The organism is Comamonas sp. 7D-2, assembly GCF_022749555.1.
In the GTDB taxonomy this organism is placed as follows: Bacteria; Pseudomonadota; Gammaproteobacteria; order Burkholderiales; family Burkholderiaceae_C; genus Comamonas; species Comamonas thiooxydans.
Window position 1 is genome coordinate 3,828,020 of the sequence record NZ_CP094238.1, and the last position, 26,360, is coordinate 3,854,379.

The following is a 26,360-nucleotide window of genomic DNA, read 5'->3' on the forward strand; positions in this document are numbered from 1 at the left end:
GATAGCCCTCAACCAGCAATGGTTGTGGGCTTTTTTCATATCTTGGCAGCGGCATCGGGCTCGCCCAACACCTCGACCAGCCAACGCTGCTGCGGCATGGGCATGCCGAGCAGCATGCCCTGAAGCACGATGTCCGGGTTCCACTGCGTCAACTGCAGCGCCTGCTCGGACAGCTCCACACCTTCTGCCACCACGCGCAGTTGCAAGCGCCGCGCCACCAGCAACATGGCTTCGACCAGGGCAGCATCTTTTTCGGAGCGATGGCTGCCGCTGACAAAGCTTCTGTCGATCTTGAGCTCCTGAATCGGCAGGTGCTGCAGGCTGTACATACTGGAATAGCCGGTCCCGAAGTCATCGAGAGAAATCTCTATGCCCAGGCCACGCAGTGCCAGCATGCGCCGACGCGCCTGATCCAGATCCCGCAGCAAGGTGCCTTCGGTGATCTCCAGTGTCAGCTGGCGAGCATTGGCACCGGTTTCCCTCAAGACCTTGTCCAGCGTGGCCATGAAATCGTCATGCGCAAATTGCTGAGCGCTGACGTTGACCGACAGACGCAGTCCACGCTCTGCCATGGCCGGCCTGGCCAGCAGCATGCAGGCCTGACGCAGCACCCAGTCGCCCAGACGCACGATGAGCTCGGACTCCTCGGCCACCGGAATGAACTCTCCCGGGCTTACCAGCCCCCATTCGGGGTGCTGCCAGCGCACCAGCGCCTCGGCACCCACGCAGCGACCGCGCGCATCGGTCTGGCTCTGCAGATACAGACGCAACTCCCCGTCGGAGATGCCGTGGTACAAATCCCTGGCAATGCGCACGCGCCGATACACATCCTGGGCCATGCGCGGCTCGAACAGCACCACGCTGCCCGGACCGCCCAGCTTGGCCTCATGCAAGGCCACGCTGGCAAAGCGCAGCACGTCATGGCTGTTGCCGCCTTTAATGGCCGGCTCCAGCACGGCACCGCCAATGCAGCAGCTGACAAACTCGGTTTCCACCCAGCTGTTGAGAGAGAACGGCTTTTGCAAGGCCTTCTTCAAGGTCTGCGCATACTGCTGCAGCTGCTCCTCCACACCTTCGGCCTGCTTGTGCAGGCTATCAAAAACAATAGCAAACTCCGCAGCCGCAACACGCGCAATCCAGGCATCGTCAGGCAGAACCTCGACCAATCTGGCCCCCATGGCCTGCACCAGCTCGTCGCTGTGCTGCATGCCATGCACATCGTTGAAGACGGAAAAGCGATCTACGTCCAGCAGCAGCAAGCCATGGCTGACATCCTGCCGAACCAGGGCCAGCTCGCGCAGATGCAAGGTCAGCGAATGGCGGTTGGGCAGCCCCGTGAGCGAGTCCAGGTAGACCAGGTCGTGGATACGGCGCTCGGCCAGAACGCGCTCGGAGAGATCGCGCTTGAGCTCCACATAATTGACGACCTCTCCCTGAGGCGTGCGAATCGGCGTCACCAGCACCGACTCCCGCAAGGCCTCACCCTTGCTCGTGCGATTGGTCATCTCGCCACGCCATAGCGTGCCCTTGGCCAATTGCTTGAGCGCACGCTGGCGGTGACTGTGGTCCATGCCCATGGTGGACACCAGCTCGGTAGACTGGCCGAGCACCTGCTCGCGCGCATAGCCCGAGCGCAGCAGAAAGGCCTCGTTGACATAGATGACCTTCAGCTCGGGATCGGTGATGACGATGCTCTCGGGGTTCTGCTCGACCGCCCGATAGAACTTGCGCAACTCGTTCTGGCTGGCCTCCAGTGCGGCCAGCATCTCCTGGCTTTTCTGCACGCGCCGCCCCAGGCTGGCTCTTGCCTGCAAGCAAATGATGAGCACCAGCATCATCATGCCCAGCAAATGAACCATCGCCAGCAGATGCTCGGCTGCCGATAGAGCTGCAAACGGCGTGCCGATATGAGGAGCCAGCCACCATAGGGCAGAAACGACGATGGAGGACAGCCCCAGCATCGTCAGGGCGGCACGCGTGCCCTGCACCCAGAGCGCAACAGCCAGCCAGGCAGGAAATGCCATCACGGCCGGCCCATAAAGCCCTCCCATGTGCCAGACCCAGAGCAAGCTCAACAGCCAGTTGCCCCAGACAAAGCAGGACACTGCCCAGACCCACTGCCTGGCCTTGGCCAGGCCCATGCACAGCAGCGACAGCAGCATGACGCCGCCGGACAGCGCCAGATCCATGTCGTCCATCGCCGGCATCAGCAACCAGACCAGACTCATTGCAGCGCCCAGAACCCACATCCAGAGACAGCCCAGCCACACCATGCGGCGCATGGGCAACCGGTATCTGGCCTCAACGAAGTGACGCTGCATGCAAGCCCTTTGGCATTCAGACTGAATGATGAATGCTAGGGGCAGTTGCCAATTAGTTCAATCGTCCGGCGAGCCAGGTCTTGAAAGCCCAGACGCACGGCCTGCCCGGCTTGAGTGCATGCCAGGCCTGGCCTGGCCTGGCCGCATCAGGCTTGTCGCCTGCAGCCTAACGCTGCTGCTGCTGCCGCCGCGCGCTTCGGCGTGCCTTGGTCTGTGCATCTTTCCTGGCCTGGCGCTCCGCATCTTTTTGCTGGCCCTCGGCAAGCCAGACCTCGAATTCGGCCGGAGTCTCCAGCGTGATGCGTCCAATGCTCACATCACGGAAGTCGGTCAGCACCAGCTCGGCCGCCTTTTGCAGGTTCACGCGGCCGCCGCTCATCACGGCGCCACGCTTTTTGCCGATCATTGTCAGCAGCTCGTCATCATGCAACGCCGCAATTTCATCGGCCGAAATGCCCAGCTTGTAGCGCGCCTCCAGCATGGAAGCGTAGTGCTTTTGCAGATACAAAAGCAGCTCCAGCGCCACCAGGTCTTCGTCGTAGGCATTGCGCCCCACGGCACCGCTGGCCGCCAGGTTGTAGCCGCTTTTCTCCACGATGATGCGCGGCCACAGCATGCCGGGCGTGTCCCAGAGGTAGAAGTCGTCGGCCAGCACGATGCGCTGCTCCAGCTTGGTCACACCGGCCTCATTACCGGTCTTGGCCTGGGTCTTGCCGCTCATGGAGTTGATCAGCGTGGACTTGCCCACATTGGGCACGCCGCAGATCAGCACCCGCATGGGCTTGGCCAGACCGCCACGCGAGGGCGCCAGCAGCTTGCACTGCTCGATCAGACGCTTGGTGGGAGCAGGTTCCGAGGCGTCCAGCGCAATGGCGCGCGTCTCGCTCTGGGCGTTGTACCAGTCCATCCAGGCCTTGGTCTGGACCGGATCGGCCATATCCTGCTTGTTGAGTATCTTCAGGCGCGGCTTGTGGCCCGTCATCTCCTGCAGCAAGGGGTTGGCGCTGGAGCCGGGCAAGCGCGCATCCAGAACCTCGATGACCACATCGATTTCCTTGACGCGCTCCGTGATGGCCTGACGCGTCAGATGCATGTGACCGGGAAACCATTGGATGGCCATAAGCGGAGATCTTTCTTTTTTGCAGGGTGCGAGCACGCAATGGGCGCAAACACCCTTTTATGTCAGTGAATTCAGGCGCGCAAGGATAATCTCCCTCTGCTTTTCTGACCTGCCAGCTCGCTTATGCCCTTGCCCTCCGCCCCCCAAAAGTCCAAAGCCCGCAACGAAATTCTGATCAAGGGCCTGACGATTGCACTGATCGGCATCATCATCTTGCTGGCCCCTGTGTTCAAGCCTGAAAGCGGTATTGCCCAGCTGTTTGCCCAGTCCCATATCGTGGGCTGGTTTGCTCTGGTGCTGGGTCTGGCCTTCATAGCCCAGTTTCTCTGGGTTCGCTTCAAGAAATGAGCGACACAGCCCTGCTGCAGCCGCTGACACAGGCGCGCAGCCAGATTGCGCTGTGGCAGCAGCGCGCAGCAGCAGCGGCGGTGACGCTGCGCCAGCCGCCGCCCGAGCCCACGAGTTGCTGCGGGCGCGGCTGCAACGGCTGCGTCTGGGAAGGCTATTACGGCGCGCTGACTTTCTGGCTGGAGGATGCGGCCCAAGCCATGACCGAGGCCTGAAACCCGCTACTCGGGACTCATGCCATTTCGGCTTCCAGCGCAGCCAGGCGAGGCACATGGACTTCTTTTTCCATGACGTCCACCTCGATATCGGCGATCTCGTTATCCAGCGCTTGATAGTCAATACGGAAGCGCCCCGCCCCTGCCTCCAGCCTTTGCGCCTGATGGAATAGCTCGCGCGCTGCTGCGCTGGATTCGGCCACCAGACCCGCGTTCTGGCTGGTCATATGGTCCAGTGCCTGCACCGCCTCGCTGATCTGGGCGATACCCTGGTTCTGCGCCTGTGCCGCCTCGGTGATCGAGGCGATCAGACCGCTGACCGTGCGCACATCGCGCACGATATGCTCCATGCGCTGGCCGGCCTGCAGCGCCAATGTCTGTCCCGACTTCATCTGTTTGGTGGAGTGCTCCATGAGCTGGCGGATCTGCTTGGCCGCTTCGGCACTGCGCTGGGCTAGCTCGCGTACCTCGGCCGCCACCACGGCAAAGCCACGGCCCTGAGTGCCTGCCCGCGCCGCTTCCACGGCGGCATTCAGCGCCAGGATATTGGTCTGGAAGGCAATGCCGTCAATCACCCCCACAATGGCAGCCACCTGCTGGCTGCTTTGCGCCATGTGCTCCATATTGCGAACCACCTCCTGCACCACGCTGCCTCCGCTGGCCGCCGCCTCGGCGGCACTGCGCGCACTCTGGTCGGCATGGCGCGCACTGTCGGCCGAATGGGTGACCAGGGTGACCATGTTTTCTATGCTGCTGACCGTGGCCTTGAGTTGCTCTGCAGCATGGGCTGTGCGATCGGAGAGATCGCTGTTGTCCTGCGCCATCTGGCTGGATGCGGCAGCCACGGCCTCCACACCCCCCTGCACCTCGCCTACCAGGCCGCGCAACTGCCTAGTCATCAGCGCCAGCGACTGCATGAGCCGACCCAGCTCGTCGCCGCGCTCCGCCGCCGGCGGTGCATAGCTGAGATCGCCCGCCGCAATGGTCTGCGCCAGCTGCACCGCCTCGCTCAAGGGCGTGGTGATGGAGCGAATCGTCGTCAACGACAGCAACGCCCCCACCAGGCCCATGAACAAGCCCACGCCCATGGCCATGCGCTTGGCGATGGCGGTTTGCTCGCGCCCATGCTGCTCGGCGTCCAGACGCTGCTGCTGCTGAGCCTCGATAAAGGCATCCTGCGCCTGGACATAGCGCCTGGAAGCGGGAATCAGTTGTTCGTCCACCAGCTTCTGCGCCTCCCAGGCCTTGCCCAGATCACGCGCCTGATAGGCCTGCTCGTAGATATCGAGCACTGCCTTGCGTTCCTGCTCCACCCTGGCCAGGCCGCTTCGATCGACTTCGCTCTGAGCATCGGCCTGCACCTGTTGCTGCAGACCACCGGCCTGTTGCATCAGCCCGCGAGCTTTCTGCGAGAGCTGAGCAATCAGATGCTCTTCCGAAGAGAGCACGCTGGCCAGCGCAGCCTCCACGCTCTGCAGCGTCAGCGCCTGCCAGCGCAGCGCAAGATTGATGCGCTTGTCCGTGGCCTGAACAGCGGCGCTGACCCGCTGCTCCACATTCTGCAGATAGCTGAACAGGCCGCCTGCCACCAGCACATTGCACAGCAACAGCCCCAGGAACAAGGCCCACATCTTGCGAGCCACCGAAAGGTTCTGGAATTTCTTCAACAACATGAGCACACCGCCGATCAAGCGCGGAGCGCAGTGCTCCGCTGGTCGTTACGATATGAAACACAGATGACAATGACGTGACAGCCGCAGCACCGAATGCAATAAAAAAGCGCCTGCAACCCAGAGATTGCAAGCGCTCCCAGCTATCAAATTCCAAGAATTACAGCAGGCTGGCTGGATCCATATAGCGCTGGCGCCACTCTTCGAACGTCATGGTGTCGGCAGCCTCGATGGCTTGCTGCGCGATCACCGACTCCTGGCTCATCCGCTCGTAGCGCGCCTGCTGCTCGGCCGTCCAGGGCATGGCCAGCAAGGCATCGCGCGCCTTGGCGGACTGCGTGGTCATGAAGTCTATGAAACGATTGTCATAGGCGCCGGTGAGCTCCTTGAGCACATAGGCCGAAGGCGTGGACTGCGCGTCCTGCACGCGGGCCAGGGCCTGATCCAGCGCAGCGCTGTAGTCGCTTGTGCCATGAGCAGCATCCAGCGCCTGGGCATAGGGACGACATTGCTCGAGCACTTCCTGTGCCCAGTCGGTCAGCAGCACCTGCTGGCCGTTGCGCACCAGCTTCAGGCCCGGCTCGCGGCCCTGTTCCGCAGCCAGATGCTGGTTGTGCTTGAGGTCGGCAATTTCCTGGGGCGTGTCGTCGGGGCTGTCGCTGTGCAGGCAGTGCAGCAGGAAGACGTCGATCATGCGCATGGTGGCCGGCGCAATGCCCACGGTTTCATAGGGATCGATATCCATGAGCCGCACTTCCACATATTCCACACCGCGCTCGCGCAGCGCGTGCAGCGGGCGCTCGCCGCTCTTGACGGTGCGCTTGGGACGGATGGTGCCGTAGAACTCGTTCTCGATCTGCAGCAGGCCCGTGCCCAGCTGGTTGTAGTCGCCACCGGGGTTGCGCACGCCCAGTTGCTCGTAGGCCGGGTAAGGACGGGTCAGCGCCTCGTGCAGCGAGTCCGCATAGCCGTCGAGTCCGTTGTAGCTGACGTTGATGCTGGACTGCGCGTCGCTCTGATAGCCCAGGCGCCCCATGCGCAGCGATGTGGCATAGGGCAGGTACAGCGCATGCCTGCCGTCGCCCAGCGGCTGCAGGCGATGCTCGCGCCCTTCCACAAAGCAGGGACACAGCGCGGGAGAGGCGCCATACAGATACAGCAGCACAAAGGCGTTGCGGCGGAAGTTGCGGATCAGCGCAAAGTACTGGTCGCTGCTCACTCCGGGCAGCGACCAGTTGTAATGAATCCCCGAGATGGTCTGCATGCGACGGCCATAGCGGTGGCCCAGACCCATGCGGTACACACTCTTGGAACGGCCCGAGTGCGAGCTGCCATAGCGGCCCAGCGGAATCGTCTCGTCGGTGGGCAGGCGGCAGGGCATGCTGGAGTTCCACATCAGCTCGCCGCTTTCGCTGAGGTTGCGCAGCACGAACTGATGGACTTCGGTCAGCTCGTCCAGGCATTCCTCGACACCCAGGCGCGCGCCAGTGATGAGCTCCAGCTGGGACTCGCTGTAATCGGTGGTGATGTGCGGGTGCGTGAGAGCCGAGCCCAGTTCCGCCGGGTGCGGCGTCAGGGCCAGCGAGCCCGTGGCCAGTGCCCGCAGTCCCTCTTTCTCGATGCCGCGACGAATGCCCAGCAGCCTTTCGGCGGTGGGCATATTCACGGCGGCCTGCGATGTCTTCATTGTTCTTACCTTCTTAGTGAAGACGCTGACGACAAACTTCGTCTGCCCAATCGCGCCCAGACGGCGAATGATAGAGAAACAAGACGCAACGCGATGGCGGCTGGCCGCTTAACCACGTTTTTCGGCCTGTTGAGCCGCCAAGAGCCAGGGCCTCTGCCAGAAATTTGTCAGGTTAACAGCAACCCAAACATGAGCACATGCTCACTCCAAAACAGAAAAAGCCCTCGCGAGAGGGCTTTTTTCAGCTGTGCTAATCGCAATCGCCAGCTGCTCTTGCCGCTCGTGCAGGGCAAAAAATGCTGCGACTTTGGCCTTGATCAATGTCCATGCGCTTTCATGGCCTTGCCCACTTCCACCTGTCCCTGGACGGCGCCGCTGGCCGGCACCTGCTGGCCTTCGCTGGCCGTGACTTCAGCCAAGCGCGCGGCCAACTCTTCGGGAACGGTCTCACCCATGCCCAGATAAACGCCTTCGGTCATGGTGATATGAGCAGCCTCGAAACCGCCGGCGCCGGCGCAGACAATGGTGCGCGTGGGCGCGCTCTCGTGCGCCAGCACCAGCATGGCAGGCACCACGGCCTCCGGCTTCAAGGCTTCCAGCACCGGCTCGGGCAGCAGTCCCGCCGTCATGCGTGTGGCCGCCGTGGGTGCCAGTGCGTTGACCCGGATATTGTGTTTGGCCCCTTCGATGGCCAGCGTCTGCATCAGGCCCACCTGGGCCAGCTTGGCCGCGCCATAGTTGGCCTGGCCGAAATTGCCGTAGAGGCCCGTCGACGAAGTCGTCATCACGATGCGGCCATAGTTCTGCTCCTGCATATAGGGCCAGACCGCCTTGCAGCAATTGGCCGCTCCCATCAGGTGTACGTCGACGACAAGGCGGAAGTCCGCCATGTCCATCTTGGCAAAGCTCTTGTCGCGCAGAATGCCGGCGTTGTTGACCAGAATGTCCACGCGCCCCCAGGCCGTGATGGCCTGCTTGACCATGGCCTGCACGGCGTCGAAGTCGGTCACGGAGGCCGCGTTGGCAATCGCCTCGCCGCCCGCAGCGCGGATTTCATCCACTACCTGCTGCGCCGCCGTGGCCGAACCGCCCGAGCCGTCCACCGCGCCGCCCAGATCGTTGACCACCACCTTGGCACCGCGCCTGGCCAGAGCCAGCGCATGCAGACGCCCCAGACCGCCGCCCGCCCCCGTCACGATGGCCACACGACCTTGAAAATCCATTGCCATGATGTCCTGCTCCTTGCTTGTGCATTGATGCAGCCACTTTAAGCGCCCATGCTGCAGCGCAACGTAGCGTTTGCGACTGCCTGCGGGTAAGTCTGGAGAATGCTATCAATCCGGGAGCTGTTACCGCAAAAAATCAATTGGTTTCAATATTAAAACTATTCAAATCTCAATATCTGTATTCGCTACAAGCTCTTCTTTCAATAGCAAAAATCAGTCATCCACAAGCGACGGGCTTTTCCCCAATTTTTCTCAACAAGCCTGTGGACAAGCCTGAATATCTTTTATAACAATTTCTCAAGTATTTGATTTATATAGAATTTTTCAAACTGCCTATTTTTTGATCAGCTCCTATCCGACAACCAGCCACTTATCCCGTCCTACGCTGGACATCCTTGTGAACAACTGCCACCGCCCCATGAATAAGTCAGGCAAGTCATTGATTTCAAAAGGTTCATTTTTCAGCGCTGAAAAAACAGGCAATCCGCACCGGGCCCACGGCCTTGGCAAACCGGCTAAAACAACGGGTTTTGCAAAGAATCACTACAGCGCCTCATGTCCAACGACTCTGCTTTTGCCCCTCCCTTCTTCATCGCCAAGTGCGAGCCCAGCGGCCAGCAGGTTGACGCCTGGGCCGACCAGTCCCTGCTGGACTCGCTGGAGAGCGGCGGCGTGAACTGGCCCAGCTCCTGCCGCAACGGCACCTGCCGCACCTGCATGGGGCAGTTGGTGTCGGGCAGCGTGCACTACGACATCGAGTGGCCGGGTGTAACGACCGAAGAGCAGGCCGAAGGCTATGTGCTGCCCTGCTGTGCCTATCCCGACAGCGATGTGGTGCTCAAGGATCATGAGTATTTGTAAGCCCCCTGAGCGGCGGGGCGGCTCTTGCCGGATGCCACGCCTTGGAACTGCATCCGGTTCTTGCACTGCATCATGGTTTCAGGGTCGGCTTGCGCGCTCAAAGCCCGCTCTGCAATAGAATGAGCGCTTTCCGCAAGGCCTTGTCCTGCAGAAAGCGGCTCCGCCCAGGCGGCCTCCCGCCTCACACGTTCTTTGGAAGTCCTGCCTGCGCCCATGGCGGCGTCGGCAATGCCTCACTGGTGCGTGTCATGCGCCAGCCGCCGACTGCAGTGCATCGCATCCAGTTCACGTCCAAAAAGGCATTCCATGAACAGCTCCCTCCAACCTGTGCCCATCTCGCCCGTCGAAGAAATCGTGGCGGAAATGCGTGCCGGCCGCATGGTCGTTCTCGTTGACGAAGAAGACCGTGAGAACGAAGGCGATCTGGTTCTGGCATCCGACCATGTCACAGCAGAAGCCATCAACTTCATGGCCCGCTTCGGCCGTGGCCTGATCTGCCTGACGCTGACCCGCGAGCGCTGCGAATTCCTCAAGCTGCCTCCCATGGCCGCGCGCAACGGCACCGTGTACAGCACGGCCTTCACCATTTCCATCGAAGCCGCCGAAGGCGTGACCACCGGCATCTCGGCCGCCGACCGTGCACGTACCATCCAGGTGGCCGTGAACAAGAACAGCCAGCCCAGCGATCTGGTGCAGCCCGGCCATATCTTCCCGCTGCAGGCCGTGGACGGCGGCGTGCTCATGCGCGCCGGCCATACCGAGGCTGGTTGCGATCTGGCCGCGCTGGCAGGCTGCACGCCCTCGGCCGTGATCTGCGAGATCATGAAGGACGACGGCACCATGGCCCGCCTGCCCGATCTGCAGCTGTTCTGTGCCGAGCACGGTATCAAGATCGGCACGATTGCCGACCTCATCGAATACCGCAGCCGCAACGAATCCCTGCTGCAGAAAGTGGGCAGCCGCCCCATGCAGACGGCCCATGGCGAATTCATCGCCCATGCCTTCCGCGACGTGCCCAGCGGCTCCGTGCATCTGGCACTGGTCAAGGGCGAATGGCAGCCCGACACCACCGTGCCCGTGCGCGTGCACGAGCCGCTGTCGGTGCTCGATGCGCTCGAAACCGGCCGCAACCAGCATTCCTGGTGCCTGGACGAAAGCCTCAAGTACATCAACGGCAATGGCCAAGGCGTGGCCGTGCTGCTCAACTGCAGCGAGTCCGGCGAGCAGTTGCTGACCCAGTTCGAAGGCAAGGCCCGTTCTGCCCAGGCGCCAGAGCGTGGCCGCATGGACCTGCGCACCTATGGCGTGGGCGCGCAAATCCTGCGCGAGTTGGGCGTGAGCAAGATGCACCTCATGGGCCAGCCCCGCCGCATGCCCAGCATGGCAGGCTACGGCCTGGAAATCACGGGCTACATCCCCAAAGAATAAGAGACGGAACACCAGATGCAAAACGCAGAAAAAGGCCAAGGCCAGAACCTCAACGGAGCCGAACTGAAGATCGGCATCGTGCAAGCACGCTTCAACGAAAGCATTACCAACACCCTGTTTGCCTCCTGCCGCGATGAGCTGCTGGCATTGGGTGTGAAGAGCGAGAACATCGACCATGTCACCGTCCCCGGCGCACTCGAAGTGCCCGTGGCGCTGCAGACACTGGCCGACACCGATCAGTACGACGCCCTGGTGGCGCTGGGCTGCATCATCCGTGGGGAGACATACCACTTCGAGCTGGTAGCCAACGAATCGGGCGCAGGCGTGACACGCCTGTCCCTGGACTACCGCCTGCCGATCGCCAACGCGATCATCACCACTGAAAACATGGAGCAAGCCATTGCCCGCCAGGTAGACAAGGGCCGCGACGCCGCCCAGGTCGCCGTGGAAATGGCCAATCTGCTCAACTCCTACGACGATCATGAGTGAAGAACAATCCAGCGAGTCCGGCTCGCGCCGCCCTCCCCAGAAGCGCACCGGCCTGACCAGCACCGGCGCACGCAAGGCGGGCTCCAAATCCAATCGCAGCCGCGCACGCGAGTTCGCACTGCAAGGCCTGTATCAGCACATCGTGGGCCGCAATGCGGTGCTCGACATCGACCGCTTCACGCGCGATCTGGCCGGCTTTCACAAGGCCGACGTGGTGCACTACGATGCACTGCTGCGCGGCTGCGTGGAAAACGAAGCTGCACTGGATGCACTGATCACGCCCAAGCTCGATCGCGGCCTGACCGAGATCTCGCCCATCGAACATGCCTGCATGTGGATTGGTGTGTACGAGTTCCAGAACTGCCCCGACGTGCCCTGGCGCGTGGTGCTCAACGAGTGCATCGAGCTGGCCAAGGAATTCGGCGGCACCGACGGTCACAAGTATGTCAACGCCGTGCTCAACGGACTGGCTCCCGAGCTGCGCGCCACCGAAGTGGCGCATGACCGCGCCAACAAGTCTGCGAGCTGAACCGCTTGATCTGCAGCGCCGTGCCTGCGCGGCCCTGCTGGCGCCACATGCATAGTCAATGCAAATACTGCAACAGGGCCGCAGGTGCTATCGTGCACCGGCTGGCTGGTTGCAGTTTTTTTATGGGTGCCAGGCTGCTGTACCGGCTGCATCCTCCGGCACCAGACTGCACCCGAACGCTGATTGATTGAAAGAATAACGTCGTCCATGTCCGTCATTGAGCTTTCCCGCCGCGCCCAACGTATCGAGCCTTTTTACGTCATGGAAATGGCCAAGCACGCGCAGGAAGTGGCCCGCCAGTCCAGCGCCAGCGGCACGCCCATGATCTATCTGAACATTGGCGAGCCGGACTTCAGCGCCCCGCCTCTGGTGCAGCAAGCGGCAGAGCGCGCCATTCGCGACGGTCGCACGCAATATACCCAGGCACCAGGCCTGCCCGAGCTGCGCGAGCGCATCAGCGCCTGGTACGCCAGCCGCTTCGGCATGGACGTGCCGGCGCGCCGCATCATCATCACGGCCGGCGCCTCGGCCGCGCTGCAGCTGGCCTGTCTGGCGCTGATCGACGAGGGCGACGAGGTGCTGATGCCCGATCCCAGCTACCCCTGCAACCGCCACTTTGTCTCGGCGGCCGAGGGCAAGCCGGTGCTCATCCCCTCCTCGGCGGCGGAGCGCTTCCAGCTCAGCGCCGCCAAGGTCGAAGCCGCCTGGAGCGAGCGCACGCGCGGCGTGATGCTGGCCTCGCCGTCCAACCCCACGGGCACTTCGATTGCTCCCGATGAGCTGCGCCGCATCCACGACGTCGTGCGCGCCAAAGGCGGGCTGACCATCGTCGACGAAATCTACCTGGGCCTGTCCTACGACGAAGCCTTTGGCCAATCGGCCCTGAAGCTGGGCGATGACATCATCTCCATCAACAGCTTCAGCAAATACTTCAATATGACGGGCTGGCGCCTGGGCTGGATGGTAGTGCCCGAGTCGCTGGTCGCGCCCATAGAGATGCTGGCCCAGCATCTGTTCATCTGTGCCAGCACCGTATCGCAATATGCGGCCCTCGCCTGCTTCGAGCCCGAGAGCATTGCCGAATACGAGCGCCGCCGCGCCGAGTTCAAGGCCCGCCGCGACTACTTCATCCCGGCTCTCGAATCGATAGGCCTGCCCGTGCCCGTCAAGCCCGACGGCGCTTTCTACGCCTGGGCCGACTGCCGCGCTGCCGCCGAAAAGCTCGGCGTGAAAGGCAGCTGGGACTTTGCCTATGCGCTGATGAACCAGGCTCACCTGGCCATCACCCCCGGCCGCGACTTCGGTCAGGCCGAGACGGCGAACTATGTGCGCTTTTCCACCGCCAACTCCATGGAGCAGCTGCAGGAAGCCATTGCTCGCATGAAAAAGCTCTTCTGCTGAATCCGTGATGATGCAGAGCCAACCAGCGCCTTTGCCTGACGGGGCCGATGCCATGCAAGCCGCCGCAGCCGGGGTGTTCACATTCCCGATGCGCGTTTACTGGGAAGACACCGATGCCGGCGGCGCCGTGTTCTATGCCAACTACCTCAAGTTCTTCGAGCGTGCCCGCACCGAGTGGTTGCGCTCGCTGGGCATCGCCCAGCAAAAGCTGCGGGAACAAACCGGCGGCATCTTTGTCGTAACGTCTGCGCAGCTTGAATATCTGCACCCGGCGCGACTCGATGACCAACTCTTTGTTACCGCTAGCTTGAAAAGTGCCGGCCGCGCTTCGCTCACAATCGAGCAGCAGGCGCTGCTGGTCCATTCCGACAGTCACGCCCAAGAGCCCACGCCGCTGTGCACGGGCTCCATCCGAATTGGGTGGGTGGATGGCAAGACCATGCGCCCCGCGAGAATTCCGAACCATATCCTGGAGCAACTTTCATGAACTCCCAAGACATGTCCATCCTCAGCCTCATCATGCAGGCCAGCTGGGTGGTACAACTGGTCATGCTGATCCTGGTGATCGCATCCATAGCGAGCTGGGCCACCATTTTTCGCAAGGCCCAGACCTTGAAGCGAGTGCGCTCGCTCAACGACAACTTCGAGCAGGACTTCTGGTCGGGCACCAGCCTCAACGACCTCTATGCCTCTGCCGCGCAGAACGCCAAGACCGGCGGCCCCATGGAGCGCATCTTTGCCAGCGGCATGCGTGAGTACCAGAAGCTGCGCGAGCGCCGCATCGGCGATGTCGCCACGCTGATGGACGGCACGCGCCGAGCCATGCGCGCAAGCTTTCAGCGCGAACTCGACGAGATCGAATCCGGCCTGTCCTTCCTGGGCACCGTGGCCTCGGTCTCGCCCTACGTCGGCCTGTTCGGCACCGTATGGGGCGTGATGCACGCCTTCACCGGCTTTGCCAACATGGAGCAGATCACTCTGGCCACGGTGGCCCCCGGCATTGCCGAGGCCCTGGTCGCCACCGCCATGGGCCTGTTTGCGGCCATCCCCGCCGTGACGGCCTACAACCGCTACGCCCACCACATCGACCGCATCGCCAGCCAGGAAGAAACCTTCATCGAAGAGTTCTCCAATATCCTGCAGCGCAATGTCGGTGCCACTGCCAGCGGCTCCGCCTCCGGCCATTGAGATGAAACTGTTCCCGAGTCGCTTCAGGCCTCTGGCCTTGACAGGACACAAGGCCCGCGGGCCTTTGCACTGCGCCTCTGGATTGAGCCTCGCGCAAGCAGGACGGCTGCGCGCCAAGCAGCCTATTTGTAAGGAGTGTGATCCATGCCAGCCATGAGTTCACGCGGTCGCAATCGCCGCACCGTCAACGAAATCAATATGGTGCCCTTCATCGACGTGATGCTGGTGCTGCTCATCATCTTCATGGTGACGGCGCCCATGCTCACGCCGGGCTCCATCAACGTACCCAGCGCGGGCAAGTCCTCGCGCCCGCCGACCAAGAACATTGCCTATGTGCTGCTCGACAAGGATGGCAGCATCCAGTTCAAGAACGGCAGCAACACCCAGACCATCAAGCTCGACGACCTCAAGGGTCTGGCCCAGTCCTGGCAGCAAGGCCAGGGCGAGGACAGCGCCATCCAGATCATCGCCGACAAGGGTCTGCCTTTTGACGACGTCATGAAGGCGCACACCACGCTGTCCAAGGCCGGCGTCAAGCGCATTGCCTTCGGCGTCGTTTCCTCTTCCAGCAATTGATCCCCTACAGGAAGCTCTGCCGCCGGCCGCGACTTTGATGCCTTGAAGCCGCAGCCCGCGCAGACCACCAATTCACCATGCCTAACCAGCAAGATCGCGATCAGTTTGCCCCGCCCCGCCCCAAAGGCCGGGCGCGCTCATGGTCGCTCGCCCTGGCCGCGCACGGGTTGCTGATCGCGGCCCTGCTGTGGACGGTGCGCCCCCCCAAAGAAGCCGACGAAGCCATGGTCGAAGCCGAGGTCTGGAGCAGTTCCGCCCCGGCTTCCGCAGCCGCCGTGACACCGCCGCCTCCCGCTCCGGAGCCCACGCCGGAGCCGGCTCCGGCTCCCGAGCCGCCACCACCTCCGCCGGAGCCCGTGGTGGCACCGCTGCCTCCTCCTGCGCCTGCCCCCAAGGCTCAGGCCCATGACGACGATCATGAGGCCGAGATTGCCCTGGCCAAAAAGAAAAAGCAGGAGCAGCTGAAGAAGGAAAAGGCCGAGCAGGAAGCCCGCGAACAGCGGGAAAAAGAGCGCAAGGAAAAAGCCGAAAAGGACAAGGCCGAGAAGGACAAGGCCGAAAAGGCTCAGCTGGAAAAACAGAAGGCTGAAAAGGCGGAGAAGGAACGCAAGGAAAAGCTCGAGCACGAGAAAAAGGAAAAGGCCGACAAGGCTGCCAAGGACAAGGCCGAGAAGGAAAAAGCGGAAAAGGCTGAAAAAGAGAAAGCCGACAAAGCCGCCAAAGCCGCCAAGGACAAGGCTGCCAGGGAAAAAGCCGAGAAGGACAAGGCAGAGAAGGAAAAAGCAGCCAAGGAAGCCAAGGAGAAGGCGGCCAGGGACGCCAAGGATGCCAAGGCAGCCGATGACCGTCGCAAGGCCGAGCTGGCACGCCTGCAAGGGCTGGCCGGCGGCTCCGGCGGCAGCGATCAGGCCGGCAGCGGCGGCAGCCGCACGGGCGGCTCGGGCAGCAGTGCCAGCGGCGGTCCCTCGGCGGGTTATGCGGCCAAGGTGGCAGCGCGCGTCAAACCCAACATCGTCTACCCCGATGCGCTCAGCGGCAACCCGCGTGCCGAGGTCCGCGTGCGCACGGCTCCGGACGGCACCATCACCAGTGCCACGATCTCCAAGTCCAGCGGCAACGCGGCCTGGGATGAAGCCGTGGTGCGCGCCCTGCACAAGACCGACAAGCTGCCGCGCGATATCGACGGCAAGGTGCCCTCGGATCTGGTCATAGGCTTCAGACCCCAGGACTGACGCGGGACTGCTCCCCGCGCTTTCCCCCAAGCCCCGCTGGCATGGCCCGCGGGGCTTTTTTATCTGTGGCCATTCCACAACGCACCGAGTTGCACGGCTTGCGCCGCCGCCCGCCAGTCCATAGCATGCCTTTCTTTGCCGCAATCCACGACGGATTGCGCGCTTTCCCACTCACGCAAAGGAGAGAGCCATGTCCCAGGCGACAAATCCCTTTGCAGTCGTGCCCGCCTAAAGCCCTCTAGCGCTTCCCGCCACGCTGCAGACCTCGCCCGGCCCATCGACGCCATGGAGCCAGGCCTTGTGCTGCGCGTGAATTCCCGGATGCCTGCCGGCCGAGCATGTCGCGACTGCCCCATCGCTGATTTCATGCATTCGACCAAGGGCCATTCATGGGCAATTCTTTTTCGGACACCTACGTCAAGGTGTTCGCCAACAGCAGCGTCTGGATCGAGGACGCGGCCATCCAGCAACTTCACACCACCGCCGCCAATCTGGACGGCATCCGCGCCGCCGTGGGTCTTCCCGACCTGCATCCGGGCCGGGGCTATCCCGTGGGCGCGGCATTCTTCTCGACAGGACGCTTCTACCCGGCCCTGGTCGGCGGCGACATAGGCTGCGGCATGTCTCTGTACGCGACCGACCTGGCCGTGCACAGGACTTCAGGCGCCAAGCTCGAAAAAGCCGTAGGCAATATCGACGGCCCTCTGCCTCAGGAGCTGCTGGAGACCGTGGACATGGAGCAGCTGCAGCAGATAGCGCAGACCAGCGGTGTCGCCGATCCGGCCTATCTGCTGCAGAGTCTGGGCACCATCGGCGGCGGCAACCACTTTGCCGAACTGCAGCAGGTCGAGACCCTCTACGAGGAAGGCACGCTCGACAAAAAGCGCGTGCACCTCATGGTGCACAGCGGCTCGCGGGGCCTGGGCGGAGCCATACTGCGCGAGCATGTGCAGCGCTTCAGCCACGACGGCCTGGCCGCCGGCAGCGAAGCCGCAAGGCAATACCTGCTGCAGCACGATGCCGCAATCGACTATGCGCAGCTCAACCGCCGCAGCATCGCACAGCGCCTGCTGCGCGCGATCCGCAGTCAGGGCGAGGCCGTTCTCGACATCACGCACAACCATGTGCTTGCCCACCGCTGGCAGGGCCAGGACGGCTTTCTGCATCGCAAGGGCGCCACACCGGCAAACCGGGGTCTGGTCGTCATTCCAGGCTCGCGCGGCGACTACAGCTATCTGGTGCGGCCCGTCGCCGGCCGGCACGAGGCCCTGGATTCGCTGGCCCACGGCGCCGGCCGCAAGTGGGCTCGCACGGACTGCATGGGCCGGCTGCGACCCCGATTCACGCTGGACGAGCTGCTGCGCACGCGCTTCGGCAGCGCCGTGGTCTGCGCCGACCGCGAGCTGGTCTACGAGGAGGCCCCCCAGGCCTACAAGGATGTGGACTCCGTGGTCGCCAGTCTGCAACAAGCCGGCCTGGTGAAGCTGGTCGCACGCCTCAAGCCCTTGCTGACCTACAAGAAGGGAGCCCTGCAATGCTGCTGATGCAACTGAGCTCGGCCCATGGTCCCGCAGAGTGCGAATACGCGCTGCAGCTGACCCTGCGCAAGCTGCTGCAGGCCTGCGCCGCCGAGGATCTCGCGGTCGAGGTGCTGGAGGAGTTCCGCACCCCGGCCGGCTACAGGTCGGTGCTGCTGCGCTGCGAGCGCGAGACACCCGCCCTGCGCGAATGGCTGGGCACCATCCAGTGGATCTTCGCCAGCCCCTTCCGGCCCCGGCATCCGCGCAAGAACTGGTTCGTCGCCGTACAGCGCTGCGAGCCACCGCGCCAGCTGGCCATGGACGGCGAGATCCAGTTCCAGTCCTGCAAGGCTTCGGGCAAGGGCGGCCAGCATGTCAACACCACGGACTCGGCCGTCCATGCCCTGCATGTGCCCAGCGGGATGGCCGTCAAGGTCATGAGCGAACGCAGCCAGCATGCCAACAAGCGGCTGGCGCGCGAGCTACTGGCCATCAAGCTGGCGCAGCACAATGCGCGCAGCGAGGGGCAGGCGCAGCGCCTGCGCAGCCAGCAGCACTGGGAAGTCGAGCGCGGCCAGGCCGTCAAGGTCTTCCGCCTTTAACCGCCCCGAGACGACATTGCCGCCCTCCTCCCGAACGCAGGGACGGCGGCAATGTCGCTGCGGCCCCGGCCACTCAGAAGCACAGGTAGACACCCAGGGTCAGCAGGCTGAGCATCAGCAGCTTCCGGAAAAGCTCGGGCGAGAGTTTCTCGCGCAGCAACTCGCCCCAGTGCATGCCGGCCAGTGCTGGAATCAGCATCAGGGCCGAAGCCAGCAGTCCCAGTCCCATCTCCTGCGCCTGAGCACCCAGGCCTTGCCCCTTCCAGAACAAACTGGCCCCCAGGGCCAGCGTGGAAGTGGTAAAGCACAGGCCCATGGCCTGCATCAGCGCGGTACGGGCCAGGCCCAGCGACTGCAAAAAGGCCACGGCAGGCACGACAAAGACCCCTGTCACCGCCGTGATGGCGCCCGTCAGCAGGCCGCATGCCGCGCCCAGCCAGGCCTGGTGCGGCGCCGGCGTCTGCCAGCGCAAGCCCGACAGCCCCCACAGGGCGTACATCACCAGCGCCAGGCCCAGAGCCGGCCTGGCTGCTGACAGGCTGCCGACTCCACCCCAGAGGGCCACACCTCCCAGCGTGCCCAGCACGATGCCCAGTTGCATCCAGCCCAGACGCTGCAACAAGGCCCGCAAACCCGCCACAGGCCGCATCTGCACCAGATTCGTCACCAGCGAAGGCAAAAGCAGCAAGGCCGCCGCCTGCGCAGGCGGCATGAACACCGCCAGCAAGGCCATGGAAACCGTGGGCAGGCCCAGCCCCACCACGCCTTTGACACAACCTGCCAGTCCAAACACGGCAATGGCTGCCGCAGCCATCCAGCCTTCATTCCACATCATCAATCCTTCGTATTATCCGAATCTTCAAACACCGGCAAGATCCATCTTTCTCTTGCTTAGCGCTAATAATCCTTCGACACAAGACTCTTTACCAACGGGATTATTCAAATCCAGACTTCGTATAAACCTTAGGCTTGAACCCCATGCGCTTTGACCTGACCGACCTCCAGCTGTTTGTGCACATCCTCGACAGCGGCACGCTGACGGCGGCTGCACAGTGCAGCCATCTCACGCTGGCCTCGGCCAGCGAGCGCGTGCGCGGCATGGAACAGCTTCTGGGCACGGCGCTGCTCATTCGCCAGGCACGCGGCGTGCAGCCCACGGCTGCTGGTCACACCCTGGGCCAGCATGCACGCCAGGTGCTCAGCCAGATGCAGCTACTGCGTGGGGCCATGGGTGAATTCGGCGCCGGCCTGGCCGGGCAGATACGTTTGCGCGGCAATACCTCGGCCGTGCGCGAGCATCTGCCGCTGGCCGTCAGCGGCTTTCTGCGCCAGCACCCGCAGATTGCCCTGGAGCTGCAGGAATGCCCGAGCAGCGAAGTGCTGGCCGGACTGCGCCAGGGCTTGTGCGATATCGGCGTGGCGGCCTGGGATGCCGAAGACGCGGCGGCGCTGGCAGGACTGTACTGCCAGCCCTGGAGGCCGGACCCGCTGGCCGCCGCCTTGCCGCTGGGCCATGCGCTGGCCGGGCGCGCGCACCTTCCGCTGGCCGAGCTGCTGAACGAGAACTGGGTCGGCCTGCCACGCGACTCCGCCCTGCAGCAGTTGCTGCAGAAACAGGCCTTGCGGATCAACGACAGGCTGCTGCGCATTCAGGTCCAGCTGCAGCATTTCGAGGGACTGTGCCAGCTCGTGGGCCAGGGCGTGGGCATTGCCGTGCTGCCGCTGGCCGCCGTGCAGCGCCACGCCGCCGCCACCGGCGTGGTGGCCGTGCCGCTGTCCGACGCCTGGGCGCAGCGCCAGCTGCTGCTGTGCACGCCCGCCGCGACGGCCTCCCTGTCATTGCCTGCGCGGCAGTTGCACGCGCAGCTGCTACAGACCGCGTAGCCTTAGCAAGCCACGGTGAAAAGCGCTATGCGGGACAATAGCGCCATCATGACCCTCAAAGCCCCCGAACTGCTGCTGCCTGCCGGCTCGCTCGACAAGATGCGCGCCGCCTACGACTTTGGTGCCGACGCCGTCTACGCCGGCCAGCCGCGCTACAGCTTGCGCGCGCGCAACAACGAATTCCGCCTGGAGCAGATCGGCCAGGGCATTGCCGAGGCGCATGCACGCGGCAAGAAGTTCTTCCTGACCAGCAATCTGATTGCACACAACGACAAGGTCCGCACCTATCTGCGCGACATCGAACCCATCATCGCCATGAAGCCCGACGCCATGATCATGGCCGACCCCGGGCTCATCATGATGGTCAAGGAAAAGTGGCCCGAGCAGGAAATTCATCTGTCCGTGCAGGCCAACACCACCAACCACGCCACCGTGAAGTTCTGGCAGAAGATGGGCGTCTCGCGCATCATCCTGTCGCGCGAACTGAGCCTCGACGAGATCGAGAAGATCCGCCAGGAATGCCCCGACATGGAGCTGGAAGTATTTGTGCACGGCGCGCTGTGCATTGCCTACTCGGGCCGCTGCCTGCTGTCGGGCTACTTCAACCGCCGCGACCCCAACCAGGGCACCTGCACCAACGCCTGCCGCTGGGACTACAAGACGCATGACGCGGCCGTGGACCCCAACACCGGCGAGGCGCTGGGCCAGGCCATGGAAAACGGCTTCAACTTCGAAGAAGCCAAGAACGATCTGGACAACCAGTTCACCAGCACCTGCGGTGACCAGCAGCGCCATCCCAAGGCCGATGCCATCTATCTGCTCGAGGAAAAAGGCCGCCCCGGCGAGATGATGCCCATCATGGAAGATGAGCATGGCACCTACATCATGAACTCCAAGGACCTGCGCGCCGTGGAGCATGTGGAGCGCCTGACCAGGATCGGCGTGGACTCGCTCAAGATCGAAGGCCGCACCAAGAGCCTGTACTACGTGGCCCGCACAGCCCAGACCTACCGCCGCGCCATCGATGACGCCGTGGCAGGCCGTCCGTTCAACCCGCATCTGATCACCGAACTCGAAGGCCTGGCCAACCGCGGCTATACCGGCGGCCTGCTGGAGCGCCGCCCTGCCAACGACTACCAGAACTACGAAACCGGCCACAGCGTGCTGCAGCGCAGCCACTTCGTGGGCGCGGTGCGCGGCTATGCCGACGGCATGGCAGAGATTGAAACCATGAACCGTTTCGCCGTGGGCGACACCATCGAAGTGATTCATCCCCAGGGCAACCGCCAAGTCAAGCTGGAGAAGATGTTCAACCTTGAAGGCCAGCCCGTGGAAGTCGCACAAGGCAACCCCGTGCGCGTGCGCATTCCGCTGGAAGGCCCTGTGGAAGGTGCGCTGATTTCGCGTCTGCTGTAAGCTCGACCGGCTTTGCTTTTCCAACGCCCCATACGCTGGGGCGTTGCTCTTTTCTCTATAGCTGCTTTCGCTCGTCTTCTCTTGAATTCAAATTGAATTCATGTTGAAAACTAACAATAACAAGCGCAGGCAGCTCCTCAATTTGAAGAACACACATGGAACTGAAGATTGACGAAGGCCTGAAGGCCTATATCGACCCTCTGACCCCGGACGAGCACGAATCGCTGGAGCGCAGCATCCTTTCCGAAGGCTGCCGCGACTCCCTGGTGGTCTGGGGCGATCTGCTCATCGACGGCCACAACCGCTACGGCATCTGCCAGAAACACGGCCTGCCCTTCAACACCGTGCAGGCCACGCAGTTCAAGAACATGGACGACGTGCATCTGTGGATGATCGACCAGCATCTGGGCCGCCGCTCGGTTTCGGACTTCCAGCGCGGCGTGCTGGCGCTGCGCAAGCGCGAGATCATTGCCGAGCGACGCGCTGCAGCAGCCGCTGCCGTGAACGCCGCCAAGGCCGCCCAGCCGGCCAGCGAGGAAGCCCCATGGGAAGGCGAGACCGACCCCGTGGTGGCCCAGGCGCTGGCCAGCGTGGCCAAGGTGCCCGACGAAGCGCTGGACACACGTGAAGCCCTGGCACGCGCCGCCCGCCTGTCGGCCGGTCAGGTCAAGATGATCGAGACCATCCAGGAAAAGGCCGCGCCCGAAGTCGTGGCCGCGGTCAAGGCCGGCGAACTCTCGCTCAATGCCGCTGCCGTGGTCGCCACCCTGCCCGAGGAAGAGCAGCAAGCCGTGGCCGCCGAAGGCGCAGATGCCCTCAAGCAGGCAGCCAAGCGCGTGCGCGATGCCAAGAAAAAGCCCAAGGCCGCCAAGCCCGAAGCCGAAGAATCGGCAGAAGCCGCGCCAGCCGCCAGCCCCGAAGAGCTGCAGGCCCGCGTCACCGAGCTGGAAGCCGAGAACGAGCGCCTGCGCCTGCAGGTCAAGACCTTGCAGGACCTGCTGGCCGAACAGGGTTAAGCCGCAGCAGCTGCGATGGCCCCTGCCTGCCGCTCAGAACGCGTCGAAACCATGGGCGCGCAGGCTTTTGCGCATGAGCTGCACGATCCGGCGCTGGCGCTCGCGCGGCATGCGGTTTTCGGTGGCGGCCACGCTGATCCCTGCCAGCACATCGCCGCTGGCGGCCTGACCGAAAGCATGTCTTAGCTCCGACCAGGCGGTGCGACGGGGCCGAACCGCCCGTCAAGTCGGCGGCACGGCCCCGAGACCACCGGACACGGTTGATCAGGCCTCGGCCGTGAAGCCCACCTGCTTGACGATGGGCGCCCACTTGGCCAGGTCTTCCTTGATCAGCGCCGCCAGCTCGGCGGAAGAGGACGACATGGCCTCCAGGCCGAACACGGCCAGGCTGTCGACCACATCGGGACTGGCCAGGGCCTGACGCATCTGAGCGTTGAGCCGCTCCACCTGATCGGGCTTGGCCTTGGCCGGCAGGAAGAAGCCGAACCACTCGCTGTGGGCCATGTTCTTGTAGCCCTGCTCGGTATAGGTGGGCACCTTGGGCATGAAGCGGTTGCGCTTGGCGCCGCTCACGCCCAGCAGGCGCATCTTGCCGCTGGCCGCGTGCTGCATGGCATCGCCCACGGGGCAGCTCACCGCGGCGATGTTGCCGCCCATCATGTCCATGAGCGCGGGCTGCGAGCCGCGGTAGCCCACGTGCTTGAAGTCCACGCCCGCCTGCTGGCCCAGCAGGGCGCCGACGAAGTGCGGCGTGGAGCCCGCGGCGGGCGAACCGAAGCTGGCACCGTCGGGATGGGTCTTGACCCAGGCAAAGAACTCGGGCACGGTGGTCACGCTGGCCGGCACCATGGGGCCGACGGCAAAGCCGAAGTCGAAGATGCAGCCCACGGTCACAGGCGTGAGATCGGCCACGGGGTCGTAGCCCAGCTTCTTGTAGATGTGCGGGTAGATGGTGAGCATGGAGGTGGGCGTCTGCAGCATCACCGAGCCATCGGCCGGGCGACCCTTGACGTAGTTGATGGCGATCTGCCCGCCCGCGCCCGTGCGGTTCTCCACCACCACGGCCTTGGCATAGGCGGCGAGCTTGGTGCCCACGCGGCGGCAGATGGCGTCCGAGGTGCCACCGGCCGCGAAGCCGGTGATGATGTTCAGATTCTCTAGCGGCGCCTGGGCCAGTGCCGGCAGGCCAAGGCCCGAAAGCAGCGCTCCCGCGCTGCCCGCACCTGCGGCCTGCAGCCACTCACGGCGGTTGAAGTTCATATTGGTCTCCTTGGTGTTTTGAGTCGTCGTTAATTCTGTCTTTCAGGCCCTGGAGTCGCTTCACCCTCCCGGGTCGCTGTCTTTGCCTCTGTGCGCATCACTTGCTGTCGCGCAGCCAGGTCACCGCCCCCGAATGCGTGACCGCGCCCTGGTGGGCGGGGCGCACGGTCAGCGCGTATTTCTCCAGCAGCCCGCCCAGGGGGCGCTGCTGCGCGCGGCTGGCCCTGGCGGCTTCCAGCCGCGCGGCAATGACGGCGGGCTCCAGCTCCACCGTGATGCTGCGCGCGCCGGCCCGCGCATCGATGGCGATGATGTCGCCGTCTTGCAGTGCGGCAATCGGCCCACCGTCAGCGGCCTCCGGCCCCGCGTAGCCTATGCACAGGCCGCGCGTGGCGCCCGAGAAGCGCCCGTCGGTGAGCAGTGCCACCTTGTCGCCCATGCCCTGACCGTAGAGCAAGGCTGTGATGCCCAGCATCTCGCGCATGCCGGGGCTGCCCTTGGGGCCTTCGTTGCGTATCACCAGCACATCGCCGCTCTCGTAGGCCATGGCCTGCACGGCGTCCTGCGCCTGTTCCTCGGAGTCGAAGACGCGGGCCGGACCGCGGTGCACCAGGGTCTTGAGCCCTGCGGTCTTGAGCAGGGCACCGTCAGGGCACAGATTGCCCTTGAGCACCGTGAGCCCGCCATCCGCCGAGATCGGGTTGCCGGCCTTGCGCACCACTTCGCCGTCGGGCTCGGCCGCATCGGCCACTTCCTCGGCCAGCGTGCGGCCCGTGAAGGTCAATGCATCGCCATGCAGCAGGCCCTGCTCCAGCAGGGTGCGCAGGATGACGGCCGCACCGCCGATGTAGTAGACATCGCGTGCCAGGAAGCGGCCGCCGGGCTTGAGGTCTGCGATCAGCGGCGTGCGCGCGAAGATCTCGGCCACGTCGTCGAGGTGAAAGCGTATGCCGGCCTCGTGCGCGATCGCCGGCAGGTGCAGGGCCGCATTCGTGGAGCCACCCGTGGCGCAGACCACGGCGCAGGCATTTTCCAGGGCCTTGCGCGTGACGATGTCGCGCGGCAGCACGGCCTCGCCCCTGGCGCTGGCCCAGACCATTTCCATGAGCTGGCGGCCCGCGCGGCGCATCAGCGGCGCACGTTCGCTGAACACGGCCGGCACCATGCTGGAGCCTATGGGCGCCAGGCCCAGGGCCTCGCTGACCATACCCATGGTGTTGGCCGTGAACTGCCCGGCGCAGGCCCCGGCCGAGGGTAGGCAGGAGCGTGTGACGGTGTCCAGCTCCTGCATGGTGGAGGTACCGGCCAGCACCTTGCCTATGGTCTCGTAGGTGTCGACCACGTTGAGGTCGCGCCCCGAGACGCTGCCTGGCATCTGCCCGGGCAGGGCCGAGCCGCCATGCACGAAGACGCTGGGCACATTGCAGCGCACCATGGCCATCATCAGACCCGGCAGGTTCTTGTCGCAAGCGCCCACGGCAAAGATGCCGTCCCACTGGTGGCCGCGCACCGAGGCCTCCACGCTGTCGGCGATCAGCTCGCGTGAGATCAGCGAAAAGCGCATGCCCGAATGCGCCATGGTCAGGCCGTCGCTGACCGAGACCACGGGGCACTCGTGCGGCATTCCGCCGCCCGCGTAGATGCCGGTCTTGGCATGCTGGGCCTGGTCGCGGAGATTCATATTGCAGGGGCTCATCTCCCCGCCCGTATGGAACACACCCACATGTGGGCGTGCAATCTCCTCATCGTCCTGGCCCAGCGCATGCAGAAAGCTGCGCGCGCTGGCGCGCAAGGTGCCGCGGTGCACGATGGCCGAGCGCAGGCCCGGGGCGGAGGATGGCACAGAGGAGTCGGAGGGTTCAGCGTGGCCGCTGACGGCGGCCTGGGAATCGGTAGAGCGGGAATCGTTCATGGGGCGCGAAGCGGAAGCGGGATGAAGTCCAGCGGCTGCAGGAATGTGCCGGAACTTCGCCGCATGCTTATGAACAATAACGGTCAGCCCCAGTCCTGAACATTGGCGTTTCACCTTGCCGCCGTCCGCCTTGCCACAAGAAAAAGCCCGCTGACGCAGCATTGCGCAAGAGACATCTGCCGAACGTCCACGGACCGCTGACTCCACTGCGGCCAGGCATGTCAGGCCGGCAGTTGCGTGCCCCAACTGCCCAGTCTGCAGGAGCTGCTGCCCGAGCAGGGTCAAGCCCTTCTCCTGCCAGCGCCCACACGCAGCGGCCTCGACCGCCGAGATTGCCGGACAGGGAGGCTGTTTTTTTGTGTCTCAACATAACCACATACAGCCAAATGACAGCCATTCTCATTAATATCTGCGCCTGCCAATAAACGCCACATAGCCCCCTCCGGCCCCGACTGAAGA

General features: G+C 63.8%; 24 protein-coding genes. 16 read left to right on the top strand and 8 right to left on the bottom strand.

All coding sequences use genetic code 11. The features are described 5' to 3' along the window. Nucleotides 1–35: 35 nt before the first annotated feature. A complete protein-coding gene (locus MPZ60_RS17555) occupies nt 36–2,321 on the bottom strand; it encodes a bifunctional diguanylate cyclase/phosphodiesterase (RefSeq protein WP_034359423.1) in 2,286 nt (761 codons plus the stop codon). Nucleotides 2,322–2,487: 166 nt separating this feature from the next. Continuing rightward, nucleotides 2,488–3,441, bottom strand: a complete 954-nt coding sequence (gene ylqF / locus MPZ60_RS17560) for a ribosome biogenesis GTPase YlqF (RefSeq protein WP_034359425.1) — start codon at nt 3,439–3,441, stop codon at nt 2,488–2,490. 123 nt (nt 3,442–3,564) lie between these two features. On the opposite strand from ylqF, the gene MPZ60_RS17565 reads away from it, so the two are divergent. Continuing rightward, a complete protein-coding gene (locus MPZ60_RS17565) occupies nt 3,565–3,789 on the top strand; it encodes a hypothetical protein (RefSeq protein ID WP_003063898.1) in 225 nt (74 codons plus the stop codon). Then, entirely contained in the window at nt 3,786–4,004 is a 219-nt protein-coding gene (locus MPZ60_RS17570) for an oxidoreductase-like domain-containing protein (RefSeq protein ID WP_080746229.1), read from the top strand. The genes MPZ60_RS17565 and MPZ60_RS17570 overlap by 4 nt, the downstream gene beginning before the upstream one ends. A gap of 17 nt (nt 4,005–4,021) precedes the next feature. On the opposite strand, the gene MPZ60_RS17575 is transcribed toward MPZ60_RS17570, so the two are convergent. The 3 genes from MPZ60_RS17575 to MPZ60_RS17585 form a co-directional block, all read right to left on the bottom strand. Further along, a complete protein-coding gene (locus MPZ60_RS17575) occupies nt 4,022–5,677 on the bottom strand; it encodes a methyl-accepting chemotaxis protein (protein WP_034359491.1) in 1,656 nt (551 codons plus the stop codon). A gap of 157 nt (nt 5,678–5,834) precedes the next feature. Beyond that, complete coding sequence (gshA, locus tag MPZ60_RS17580; RefSeq protein WP_034359427.1) at nt 5,835–7,361, bottom strand: glutamate--cysteine ligase; 1,527 nt, start codon at nt 7,359–7,361, stop codon at nt 5,835–5,837. A 317-nt stretch (nt 7,362–7,678) separates the two neighbouring features. Beyond that, nucleotides 7,679–8,590: an SDR family NAD(P)-dependent oxidoreductase gene (locus MPZ60_RS17585; protein WP_003063906.1), complete on the bottom strand. Its 912-nt coding sequence runs from the start codon at nt 8,588–8,590 to the stop codon at nt 7,679–7,681. A gap of 552 nt (nt 8,591–9,142) precedes the next feature. Between MPZ60_RS17585 and MPZ60_RS17590 the strand changes: the two genes are divergently transcribed. From MPZ60_RS17590 to prfH, 11 genes are all read left to right on the top strand, one after another. Beyond that, a complete protein-coding gene (locus MPZ60_RS17590; protein ID WP_012839207.1) occupies nt 9,143–9,448 on the top strand; it encodes a 2Fe-2S iron-sulfur cluster-binding protein in 306 nt (101 codons plus the stop codon). A 306-nt stretch (nt 9,449–9,754) separates the two neighbouring features. Further along, nucleotides 9,755–10,876, top strand: coding sequence for a bifunctional 3,4-dihydroxy-2-butanone-4-phosphate synthase/GTP cyclohydrolase II (ribBA, locus tag MPZ60_RS17595; RefSeq protein WP_003063911.1), 1,122 nt, complete (start codon nt 9,755–9,757; stop codon nt 10,874–10,876). A gap of 15 nt (nt 10,877–10,891) precedes the next feature. Continuing rightward, nucleotides 10,892–11,365, top strand: a complete 474-nt coding sequence (gene ribH / locus MPZ60_RS17600; protein WP_003063913.1) for a 6,7-dimethyl-8-ribityllumazine synthase — start codon at nt 10,892–10,894, stop codon at nt 11,363–11,365. Beyond that, a complete protein-coding gene (gene nusB / locus MPZ60_RS17605) occupies nt 11,358–11,894 on the top strand; it encodes a transcription antitermination factor NusB (protein ID WP_003063915.1) in 537 nt (178 codons plus the stop codon). The genes ribH and nusB overlap by 8 nt, the downstream gene beginning before the upstream one ends. Nucleotides 11,895–12,101: 207 nt before the next feature. Further along, nucleotides 12,102–13,295 (top strand): pyridoxal phosphate-dependent aminotransferase, encoded by a 1,194-nt coding sequence (locus MPZ60_RS17610; RefSeq protein WP_187771854.1) that lies wholly within the window; start codon nt 12,102–12,104, stop codon nt 13,293–13,295. Between the two features lie 52 nt (nt 13,296–13,347). Beyond that, nucleotides 13,348–13,782 (top strand): tol-pal system-associated acyl-CoA thioesterase, encoded by a 435-nt coding sequence (gene ybgC / locus MPZ60_RS17615; protein ID WP_034359495.1) that lies wholly within the window; start codon nt 13,348–13,350, stop codon nt 13,780–13,782. Next, nucleotides 13,779–14,483 carry a protein TolQ gene (gene tolQ, locus MPZ60_RS17620; protein WP_003063920.1) on the top strand — a complete coding sequence of 235 codons (705 nt, stop codon included), beginning with the start codon at nt 13,779–13,781 and terminating at the stop codon, nt 14,481–14,483. The genes ybgC and tolQ overlap by 4 nt, the downstream gene beginning before the upstream one ends. Nucleotides 14,484–14,627: 144 nt before the next feature. Further along, nucleotides 14,628–15,059: a biopolymer transporter ExbD gene (locus MPZ60_RS17625; protein ID WP_012839211.1), complete on the top strand. Its 432-nt coding sequence runs from the start codon at nt 14,628–14,630 to the stop codon at nt 15,057–15,059. Nucleotides 15,060–15,136: 77 nt separating this feature from the next. After that, nucleotides 15,137–16,291, top strand: a complete 1,155-nt coding sequence (tolA, locus tag MPZ60_RS17630; RefSeq protein ID WP_034359430.1) for a cell envelope integrity protein TolA — start codon at nt 15,137–15,139, stop codon at nt 16,289–16,291. Nucleotides 16,292–16,680: 389 nt separating this feature from the next. Beyond that, entirely contained in the window at nt 16,681–17,835 is a 1,155-nt protein-coding gene (locus MPZ60_RS17635; RefSeq protein ID WP_034359432.1) for an RNA ligase RtcB family protein, read from the top strand. After that, entirely contained in the window at nt 17,826–18,413 is a 588-nt protein-coding gene (gene prfH / locus MPZ60_RS17640) for a peptide chain release factor H (protein WP_034359435.1), read from the top strand. Before MPZ60_RS17635 ends, prfH begins: the two co-directional genes overlap by 10 nt. Before the next feature lie 73 nt (nt 18,414–18,486). On the opposite strand, the gene MPZ60_RS17645 is transcribed toward prfH, so the two are convergent. Then, nucleotides 18,487–19,245 carry a sulfite exporter TauE/SafE family protein gene (locus MPZ60_RS17645; RefSeq protein ID WP_034359496.1) on the bottom strand — a complete coding sequence of 253 codons (759 nt, stop codon included), beginning with the start codon at nt 19,243–19,245 and terminating at the stop codon, nt 18,487–18,489. A gap of 146 nt (nt 19,246–19,391) precedes the next feature. On the opposite strand from MPZ60_RS17645, the gene MPZ60_RS17650 reads away from it, so the two are divergent. The 3 genes from MPZ60_RS17650 (at nt 19,392) to MPZ60_RS17660 (ending at nt 22,729) form a co-directional block, all read left to right on the top strand. Beyond that, nucleotides 19,392–20,297: a LysR substrate-binding domain-containing protein gene (locus MPZ60_RS17650; protein ID WP_034359437.1), complete on the top strand. Its 906-nt coding sequence runs from the start codon at nt 19,392–19,394 to the stop codon at nt 20,295–20,297. A gap of 27 nt (nt 20,298–20,324) precedes the next feature. Beyond that, nucleotides 20,325–21,713 (top strand): tRNA 5-hydroxyuridine modification protein YegQ, encoded by a 1,389-nt coding sequence (gene yegQ / locus MPZ60_RS17655; protein ID WP_034359439.1) that lies wholly within the window; start codon nt 20,325–20,327, stop codon nt 21,711–21,713. A 155-nt stretch (nt 21,714–21,868) separates the two neighbouring features. After that, nucleotides 21,869–22,729, top strand: a complete 861-nt coding sequence (locus MPZ60_RS17660) for a plasmid replication/partition related protein (RefSeq protein ID WP_034359442.1) — start codon at nt 21,869–21,871, stop codon at nt 22,727–22,729. A 264-nt stretch (nt 22,730–22,993) separates the two neighbouring features. On the opposite strand, the gene MPZ60_RS17665 is transcribed toward MPZ60_RS17660, so the two are convergent. After that, the gene (locus MPZ60_RS17665; RefSeq protein WP_034359444.1) at nt 22,994–23,989 is read right to left on the bottom strand and encodes a Bug family tripartite tricarboxylate transporter substrate binding protein; all 996 of its coding nucleotides are present in this window, start codon (nt 23,987–23,989) and stop codon (nt 22,994–22,996) included. A gap of 97 nt (nt 23,990–24,086) precedes the next feature. Next, nucleotides 24,087–25,901, bottom strand: a complete 1,815-nt coding sequence (gene ilvD, locus MPZ60_RS17670; protein ID WP_034359447.1) for a dihydroxy-acid dehydratase — start codon at nt 25,899–25,901, stop codon at nt 24,087–24,089. Nucleotides 25,902–26,360 lie beyond the last annotated feature (459 nt).

What these genes read in the sequence shown, in the direction of transcription:
- MPZ60_RS17555 (WP_034359423.1), bottom strand. Translation starts at nt 2,321, where the DNA reads ATGCAGCGTCACTTCGTTGAGGCCAGATACCGGTTGCCCATGCGCCGC.
- ylqF (WP_034359425.1), bottom strand. Translation starts at nt 3,441, where the DNA reads ATGGCCATCCAATGGTTTCCCGGTCACATGCATCTGACGCGTCAGGCC.
- MPZ60_RS17565 (WP_003063898.1), top strand. Translation starts at nt 3,565, where the DNA reads ATGCCCTTGCCCTCCGCCCCCCAAAAGTCCAAAGCCCGCAACGAAATT.
- MPZ60_RS17570 (WP_080746229.1), top strand. Translation starts at nt 3,786, where the DNA reads ATGAGCGACACAGCCCTGCTGCAGCCGCTGACACAGGCGCGCAGCCAG.
- MPZ60_RS17575 (WP_034359491.1), bottom strand. Translation starts at nt 5,677, where the DNA reads ATGTTGTTGAAGAAATTCCAGAACCTTTCGGTGGCTCGCAAGATGTGG.
- gshA (WP_034359427.1), bottom strand. Translation starts at nt 7,361, where the DNA reads ATGAAGACATCGCAGGCCGCCGTGAATATGCCCACCGCCGAAAGGCTG.
- MPZ60_RS17585 (WP_003063906.1), bottom strand. Translation starts at nt 8,590, where the DNA reads ATGGCAATGGATTTTCAAGGTCGTGTGGCCATCGTGACGGGGGCGGGC.
- MPZ60_RS17590 (WP_012839207.1), top strand. Translation starts at nt 9,143, where the DNA reads ATGTCCAACGACTCTGCTTTTGCCCCTCCCTTCTTCATCGCCAAGTGC.
- ribBA (WP_003063911.1), top strand. Translation starts at nt 9,755, where the DNA reads ATGAACAGCTCCCTCCAACCTGTGCCCATCTCGCCCGTCGAAGAAATC.
- ribH (WP_003063913.1), top strand. Translation starts at nt 10,892, where the DNA reads ATGCAAAACGCAGAAAAAGGCCAAGGCCAGAACCTCAACGGAGCCGAA.
- nusB (WP_003063915.1), top strand. Translation starts at nt 11,358, where the DNA reads ATGAGTGAAGAACAATCCAGCGAGTCCGGCTCGCGCCGCCCTCCCCAG.
- MPZ60_RS17610 (WP_187771854.1), top strand. Translation starts at nt 12,102, where the DNA reads ATGTCCGTCATTGAGCTTTCCCGCCGCGCCCAACGTATCGAGCCTTTT.
- ybgC (WP_034359495.1), top strand. Translation starts at nt 13,348, where the DNA reads ATGCAAGCCGCCGCAGCCGGGGTGTTCACATTCCCGATGCGCGTTTAC.
- tolQ (WP_003063920.1), top strand. Translation starts at nt 13,779, where the DNA reads ATGAACTCCCAAGACATGTCCATCCTCAGCCTCATCATGCAGGCCAGC.
- MPZ60_RS17625 (WP_012839211.1), top strand. Translation starts at nt 14,628, where the DNA reads ATGCCAGCCATGAGTTCACGCGGTCGCAATCGCCGCACCGTCAACGAA.
- tolA (WP_034359430.1), top strand. Translation starts at nt 15,137, where the DNA reads ATGCCTAACCAGCAAGATCGCGATCAGTTTGCCCCGCCCCGCCCCAAA.
- MPZ60_RS17635 (WP_034359432.1), top strand. Translation starts at nt 16,681, where the DNA reads ATGGGCAATTCTTTTTCGGACACCTACGTCAAGGTGTTCGCCAACAGC.
- prfH (WP_034359435.1), top strand. Translation starts at nt 17,826, where the DNA reads ATGCTGCTGATGCAACTGAGCTCGGCCCATGGTCCCGCAGAGTGCGAA.
- MPZ60_RS17645 (WP_034359496.1), bottom strand. Translation starts at nt 19,245, where the DNA reads ATGTGGAATGAAGGCTGGATGGCTGCGGCAGCCATTGCCGTGTTTGGA.
- MPZ60_RS17650 (WP_034359437.1), top strand. Translation starts at nt 19,392, where the DNA reads ATGCGCTTTGACCTGACCGACCTCCAGCTGTTTGTGCACATCCTCGAC.
- yegQ (WP_034359439.1), top strand. Translation starts at nt 20,325, where the DNA reads ATGCGGGACAATAGCGCCATCATGACCCTCAAAGCCCCCGAACTGCTG.
- MPZ60_RS17660 (WP_034359442.1), top strand. Translation starts at nt 21,869, where the DNA reads ATGGAACTGAAGATTGACGAAGGCCTGAAGGCCTATATCGACCCTCTG.
- MPZ60_RS17665 (WP_034359444.1), bottom strand. Translation starts at nt 23,989, where the DNA reads ATGAACTTCAACCGCCGTGAGTGGCTGCAGGCCGCAGGTGCGGGCAGC.
- ilvD (WP_034359447.1), bottom strand. Translation starts at nt 25,901, where the DNA reads ATGAACGATTCCCGCTCTACCGATTCCCAGGCCGCCGTCAGCGGCCAC.